The following is a 7278-nucleotide window of genomic DNA, read 5'->3' as shown; positions in this document are numbered from 1 at the left end:
GGCCGGGTCATGACGGTTAAATTCGGGATTGAAAATTAAACCGGACAGCAGTGGCATGAAGCGGGTCATGACGGATATTGTTGTTCTCCGGAACACACAGGGCTCTTGTCTGGATTGCGTCCTCGCGGAGCCTGTCCTCGGCCCGCGCGCTAGCGCGGACCCGGGGGCTCCTCGCAATGACGGGGAGAGGCAGAAGGATCAATCCATGCCCGTCGTGAGCCCGTCCATGCTCACCATGTTCTTTTCGCGCCAGTAGTCCGCGATGCCGTCCTCGCCTTTCGTTTCCGCCCAGCGGACAAGCGACGGGCGTTCTTGCCTGTAGTCGTGGAGCGGCACGCCGAAGCCGCAGGAGGTCTGCACGAGGTCGATCTCCTGGATGACGATCTGGCGCGCGCCGGCGGGCTCCTTTCCCTCGAAGGCGGAGGCGAGATAACGCGCATATTCGTCCGAACCGCGCGCGGCGCAACGCCCGCGCCCGTAGAGACGCAGGATCATGGGCGGGCCCTCGAAGGCGCAGAACATGATGGTGAGGCGGCCATCGGCGAGCATATGCGCCGCCGTCTCGTTGCCGATGCCGGTGAGATTGAGGAAGACGACTTCATTGTCGCCGGTGATGCGAAACCCGCCGAGCCCCTTGGGCGAGAGGTTGATGCGGCTGTCCGCCGTCGCCGAGGCCGTGAAGAAGATGTGCTGGCGCCCGATGAAATCCTTCAACTCTGGCGTGAGCGCCGGAAACTGCTTCGCCATGCTCTATCTCCTTTTTCAGTCGCCCTCGACAAGCGCGCGGGAATTCGTGTCGGGGATGGTGGAATAATAGGCAAGCGCCGCGACGAGCACGAGCGCGAGCGCGCCGAATGTGGCGCGGTAGCCGAGTTCCGGCGCGATGCCTGCACGGCTCAACTGGCCGATCAGCGCGCCGGTGAGGCCCTGCAGCACGAAGACGCCCGCCATGTTGCCGAAATTGAGCAACGTGATGCCGCGCCCCGCCAGCCTGTCCGGGAAGATGAGGCGGCCATGCGCCAGCAGCAGCGGCGTGTAGCCCGCATTGAGACCGAAAATCACGAAAAGCAAAGTGACGAGCCAGAGCGGCGGCGTATCCAGAATGCCGAGCAGGGCGAGGATCGAGGCCGACAGCGCGGCGCCCGCCACGATCGGCTTCTTGATGCTGCCGAAGACGCGCTCGCCATAGCCCCAGACGAGAAGACCGACGATCTGGCCGCCGGTGATGCCGAGAAGGACATTGCCGCGCGCCGTGAGATCGAGCCCGTGAACGTCGGCGAGATAGGGCGAGGCCCAGAGCGTCTGCACGGCGGCGAAGGAGGCATATCCGCAAGAGATCATGACGAAGAGCGGCCAGACGCTGCGCTTGCGCATGACTTCGGCGATGCCGCCAAGGCTCTGCGTCAGTGTCTCGGTGGAACGGTGCGGGCGCGCATGGCCGGGCGGCACGTCGCGCGCAATGAGCCCCATGGCGATGGCAAGCACCAGCGTGACGAGACCCGCGCCGACGAAGCTCGCCCGCCAGCCTGCGAGTTCCGTCGCAAAGGCGAGCGGCGCCGTCGCCATCAGCGCGCCGACCGTGCCGATGGAAATCTGCAGGCCCGACAGCATGGCGAAGCGGTCCGCCGGGAACCAGCGGCGATAGATCATGAGCGGGCCCATGAGCATGGCCGAACAGCCGAGCCCCATGAGCACGCGCGCAAGCGTCAGCCCCGCCTCGCTCCTTGCCGCGGCGAAGACGAAGCAGCCGAGAATGGCGACGCCGACCGAACCGATCATGGTGAGCCGCGCGCCATAGCGGTCGAGCAGGATGCCGACCGGTATCTGCGCCACGGCGAAGGAGAGGAAGAAGGCCCCCGACAGGATGCCGAGCCCTTCGGGCTGAAGGCCGAGATCGGCGGCGAGATTGGGCGCGATGACGCCGGTGGACGAGCGCAGGAACTGGCTCACCGTGTAGACGAGGCACAGAATGCCGACGAGCGAGACGACATAAAGGCGGGAAGCGGGCTTGCGGGCGTCGGACATGGCCGGGATTAAGAGGGAATCCGGCCGCTTCCGCCAGTGCCAATTTTGCAAGGCTTTCCACACGAAACGAGAGGGAAACTTGCCCCGCGCGCATGAGCCTCTATCCTCATGCAATCCCTACTTGTACCGGAGGCCCCCCGCATGAAGACGAACAGGATTGCCGCAACCGCCGCCGCCCTCGCCATTCTCGCGAGCCCCGCGCTTGCCGCCGACACCTGGAAGATCGACACCTCGCATGTGTATGTCGGCTTCGAGGTGAACCATCTCGGATTCTCGACCACCTATGGCCGCTTCAACGATGTGAGCGGCACGATCGAGTTCGACGAGGAGAACCCCGAGGCGAGCTCCGTCGAGGTGAAGATCGATCCGGCAAGCGTCGATACCGGCCACAAGGAACGCGACGAACATGTGCGCGGCGAAGACCTGCTGAATGTCGCCGAATATCCGGAGATGAGCTTCAAGTCGACATCGATCGAACGGACCGGCGAGAAGACCGGCAAGATCACCGGCGACCTCACGCTGCATGGCGTGACGAAGCCCGTGACGCTTGACACGACCTTCACCCAGAAGGGCACCTATCCGATGACCGAGGAGAAGATCGAGGTGATCGGCTTCGACGCCACGACGACCCTGAAGCGCTCCGACTACGGCATGGACAAATGGACGGCGATGATCGGCGACGAAATGCCGGTCACGATCTCCTTCGAGGCGCATAAGCAGTAGGACAAGCTTCCTCGAAGGCGCAGACCTTGCGGTCGCGGGGCGGCTTTTCTGCCCGCCCCGCACTGGCACGCCGGGCGAGCCGGTTTTGGCAAGGTTAACCCTGTCCTCGGGGGGATTTCCGCAGCCGCGAAGGAAACCTTGTGGAAAAGGGCCCAAGCGGCTATAACGCGGCCAATTTTCCGGCCGCCCCCGCGCCCCTCTGACTTCGCGAGGCTGGGCCGCTGGATTCCCTATTTGCCGCGTTTTTCGGACGGAAGGCCCCCTTTTTCAAATCGGGCGGCTCCTTTCCTGAAAACGCCCATGCCCCGGCGGAACATATGTCTATTCGGAATATCGCGATCATCGCCCATGTCGACCATGGGAAGACGACGCTGGTCGACCAGCTCCTGCGCCAGTCCGGCACCTTCCGCGACAACCAGCAGGTTGCCGAACGCGTGATGGACTCGAACGACCTGGAGCGCGAGCGCGGCATCACCATTCTCGCCAAATGCACCAGCGTGGACTGGGAGCAGGACGGCGCGCATACCCGCATCAACATCATCGACACGCCCGGCCATGCCGACTTCGGCGGCGAGGTGGAGCGTATTCTCTCGATGGTGGACGGCGTGGTGCTGCTGGTGGACGCGGCCGAAGGCCCGCTGCCGCAGACGAAATTCGTGACCTCGAAGGCGCTGGCGCTGGGCCTCAAGCCCATCGTGCTCATCAACAAGGTGGACCGGACGGACGCACGCCCCGACGAAGTGCATATCGAGGCCTTCGACCTCTTCGCGGCGCTGGGCGCCACCGACGAGCAGCTCGACTTCCCGACCATCTTCGCCTCGGCGAGGCAGGGCTGGGCGGCCGAAGACCTGAACGCGCCGGACGCGAAGGACAACGGCATGAAGCCGCTCTTCGCGAAGATACTGAGCCACTTCCCGGCGCCCGCCGCGCTGACCGACGGCTCGCAGGAAGAGCCCTTCGCGATGCTGGTGACGACGATCGAGGCCGACCCCTATCTCGGACGCATTCTCACCGGCCGCATCGAAAAAGGTGCGGTGAAGCCGAACATGGCCGTGCAGGTGCTGCGCCAGCCGAAAGGCGGCGAGGTCGCGACCGTGGAGAGGGGCCGCATCAGCAAGGTGCTCGCCTTCCGCGGCATCCAGCGCATTCCCGTCGAGGAAGCCAAGGCAGGCGACATCGTCGCCATCGCCGGGCTTCAGGAAGGCACCGTCGCCGACACGATCTGCGACGCGGCCGTGACGGAGGCCATTACCGCGCTCCCCATCGACCCGCCGACGCTCTCGATCACCGTTTCGATCAATGACAGCCCGCTTGCCGGCCGCGAAGGCTCGAAGGTGCAGTCGCGCGTTATCCGCGAACGGCTGATGAAGGAAGCGGAATCGAACGTCGCCATCAAGGTGTCGGACAGCGAGAGCCGCGACGCCTTCGAAGTGGCCGGCCGCGGCGAACTTCAGCTCGGCGTTCTCATCGAGAACATGCGCCGCGAAGGCTTCGAGCTTTCGATCTCAAGGCCCCGCGTGCTCTATCGCGAAGACGAGAACGGCCAGCGCCTCGAACCCATCGAGGAAGCGACCGTGGACGTCGACGACGAATATACCGGCGTCGTCATCGAGAAGATCTCGAACCGCAAGGGCGAGATGATCGACATGCGCCCGACGGGCGCCGGCAAGACGCGCATCATCTTCCATTGCCCCTCGCGCGGCCTCATCGGCTATCACGGCGAGTTCCTGACCGATACGCGCGGCACCGGCGTGATGAACCGCATCTTCCATGCCTACGAACCCTATCGCGGCGAGATCGAAGGACGGCGCAACGGCGTGCTGATCTCGAACGGCGCGGGCGACACCGTGCCTTACGCCCTCTGGTATATCGAGGAGCGCGGCGTGCTCTTCATCCAGCCGGGCGTGAAGGTCTATGAGGGCATGATCATCGGCGAGAACGCCCGCCCCGACGACCTGATCGTGAACCCGCTGAAGGCGAAGCAGCTCACCAACATCCGCACGACCTCGAAGGACGAAGCGGTGCGCCTGACGCCGCCGCGGCCGCTGACGCTCGAACAGGCGATTGCCTATATCGAGCAGGACGAACTGGTGGAAGTGACGCCGAAATCGATCCGGCTCAGGAAGCGCTACCTCGACCCGAACGAGCGCAAGAAATACGCGCGGGCCGGGTAAGGCACCTGCGCATTTGCCTCGCATCCCGACCGATGCCACTCTCCTCCGCAACAAGAACAAGGGGAGGAGGGAGACATGGCCGGGAACGCGGAGTGGCTGGCAAAGGTGAGGGAAGAGGCGCTGGAGCCGGCGCTTCCCATCATCGACCCGCATCATCACCTCTGGGACCATCCGGGCTCGCGCTACGAACTCGACGAGCTGATGGCCGACGTGGCGCAGGGCCACAACATCCGCGCGACCGTCTTCGTCGAGTGCAAGTCGATGTATCGCGCAGGCGGCCCCGACGCGCTGAAGCCCGTCGGCGAGACGGAATATGTGAACGGCATCGCCGCAAAATCGGCGAGCGGCGGCTTCGGGGAGACGCGCGTGGCGGCGGCAATCGTCGGCTTTGCCGATTTGCGCCTCGGCAAGGCGGTGGACGAGGTACTGGAGGCGCATATCGCCGTGGCGCCCGCCCGCTTCCGCGGCATCCGCCATGCCTCGGCCTTCGACGACAGCCCGGATGTGCGCGCCTCGCATACGCTGCCGCCCAAGGGGCTGCTGGGCCTGCCCGCATTTCGCGAGGGCTATGCGCGGCTGGCGAAATACGGGCTCAGCTTCGATGCCTGGCTCTATCACACGCAGATTCCCGAACTGACGGCGCTGGCGCGCGCGAACCCCGAGACGACGATCGTCTTCGATCATTTCGGCGGGCCCATCGGCATCGGCCCTTACGAGGGCAAGCGGGTGGAGATTCTCGCACAGTGGAAGAAGGATGTGGCGGAACTCGCCACCTGCCCGAACGTGGTGGCGAAGCTCGGCGGCATCAACATGGCGGTGAACGGCTTCGGCTGGCACAAGCGCGACCTGCCGCCGACCTCGGACGAACTCGTGGCGGCGACGCGCGACTGGTATCTGCATTCGATCGACGTCTTCGGCACGGAGCGCTGCATGTTCGAGAGCAACTTCCCCGTGGACAAGCTCTCCTGCTCCTATGGCGTCTTGTGGAACGCCTTCAAGAAGATCGCCAAGGGCTTCAGCGAGGCGGAGAAGGCATCGCTGTTTCACGATACGGCGAAGCGGGTTTACCGGCTGGCGTGAGCGCATTCCTGGAGCAAACCACCCTCCCCTTGGGGAGGGTCAAACGGCTGCAAGCCGTTTGGGGCGGGGGCCGGGCTTCGACATCCCCCCGCCCCGAAAAATTCTTCACATGCTGTTCGAATTTTTCGACCCTCCCCGAGGGGAGGGTGGGTTTTTTGTATATGGTGTTGGAAAACGAACGCTCCTCTTCGGTGAATGAAGGAAACGCATGCTCTCCCCGCAGGATATCGACGAACTCGCCGCCTTCGCGCTGGAACTGGCCGATGCCGCCTCGGCCGTGACGCTGCCGCATTTCCGCTCGGGGCTGGCGGTCGACAACAAGCGCGGCCGCTTCGCCTTCGACCCGGTGACGGCGGCGGACCGGGACGGCGAGGAGGCGATCAGGAAACTCATTGCAGAGCGCTATCCCGACCACGGCATCCTCGGCGAGGAACACGGGCACGAAGCGGGCACGAGCGGCCTCACCTGGGTGCTCGACCCGATCGACGGCACGCGGAGCTTCATTTCCGGCGTGCCGCTCTGGGGAACGCTGATCGCGCTCAACGATGGCGAGCGGCCCGTGATCGGCCTGATGGACCAGCCTTATATCGGCGAGCGCTTCGTGGGACGGCCGGGCGGCAGCGAGCTGATCGGCCCGATGGGCACCATGCCGCTCAAAACCAGCGCCTGCACGAAACTCGAGGAGGCGCTGATCGGCAATACCGATCCCGCCATGTTCCATCTCGACGACGAGAAGGCGGCCTTCCGCGAGATATCGTCGAAGGTGCGGCTCAGGCGCTTCGGCGGCGACTGCTATTTCTACTGCCTGCTCGCGGCCGGCACGCTCGACCTCGTGATCGAGAGCGGCTTGCAGCCCTATGACATCCAGGCGCTGATCCCCGTGATCGAAAATGCGGGCGGCATCGTGACGAGCTGGTCGGGCGGCGATGCGCAGGAAGGCGGACAGGTGGTGGCGGCCGCCAATCACGAACTGCATGAAGCGGCGCTGAAGATCCTCGAACAGGCGGCGAACGACTGAGCTACATGTCCTCTGCCACCCTCCCCTTCGGGGAGGGTCGATAATTTGTGAGCGCAAGCGAAACAAATTTCGGGGCGGGGTGACTTCGTATCCACGCCCCCCGCCCCAAACGGCCCATTCTTGTCTGTCTTTGCAGACAAGCTGCAAACTGGGCCGTTTGACCCTCCCCAAGGATTTCTCTGCAAAAGAGGGTGGCGGCTGGTGTTGATTGATGATTCCCTGTTTTTGTCATCAGGGAGGTTTCGATGAAGCAGATGG

The 7278-nt window shown here is 64.4% G+C and carries 6 protein-coding genes; 4 read left to right on the top strand and 2 right to left on the bottom strand.

All coding sequences use genetic code 11. The features are described from left to right. Positions 1-198: 198 nt before the first annotated feature. Positions 199-747, bottom strand: coding sequence for a pyridoxamine 5'-phosphate oxidase family protein (locus tag ACKUUH_RS16870; RefSeq protein WP_407951053.1), 549 nt, complete (start codon positions 745-747; stop codon positions 199-201). Positions 748-762: 15 nt separating this feature from the next. Further along, entirely contained in the window at positions 763-2025 is a 1263-nt protein-coding gene (locus tag ACKUUH_RS16865; RefSeq protein WP_407951052.1) for an MFS transporter, read from the bottom strand. A 141-nt stretch (positions 2026-2166) separates the two neighbouring features. Between ACKUUH_RS16865 and ACKUUH_RS16860 the strand changes: the two genes are divergently transcribed. The 4 genes from ACKUUH_RS16860 (at position 2167) to hisN (ending at position 7020) form a co-directional block, all read left to right on the top strand. Then, complete coding sequence (locus tag ACKUUH_RS16860; protein WP_407951051.1) at positions 2167-2748, top strand: YceI family protein; 582 nt, start codon at positions 2167-2169, stop codon at positions 2746-2748. A gap of 317 nt (positions 2749-3065) precedes the next feature. Then, positions 3066-4922 (top strand): translational GTPase TypA, encoded by a 1857-nt coding sequence (gene typA / locus ACKUUH_RS16855; RefSeq protein WP_407951050.1) that lies wholly within the window; start codon positions 3066-3068, stop codon positions 4920-4922. A gap of 75 nt (positions 4923-4997) precedes the next feature. Beyond that, on the top strand, positions 4998-6002 hold the full coding sequence (locus ACKUUH_RS16850) for an amidohydrolase family protein (protein WP_407951049.1): 1005 nt from the start codon (positions 4998-5000) through the stop codon (positions 6000-6002). A 208-nt stretch (positions 6003-6210) separates the two neighbouring features. Further along, a complete protein-coding gene (hisN, locus tag ACKUUH_RS16845; RefSeq protein WP_407951048.1) occupies positions 6211-7020 on the top strand; it encodes a histidinol-phosphatase in 810 nt (269 codons plus the stop codon). The last annotated feature ends 258 nt before the right edge of the window (positions 7021-7278 follow it).

This window comes from Parvibaculum sp. (genome assembly GCF_045863935.1).
In the GTDB taxonomy this organism is placed as follows: Bacteria; Pseudomonadota; Alphaproteobacteria; order Parvibaculales; family Parvibaculaceae; genus Parvibaculum.
This window is presented reverse-complemented; position numbering and strand designations above follow the sequence as displayed.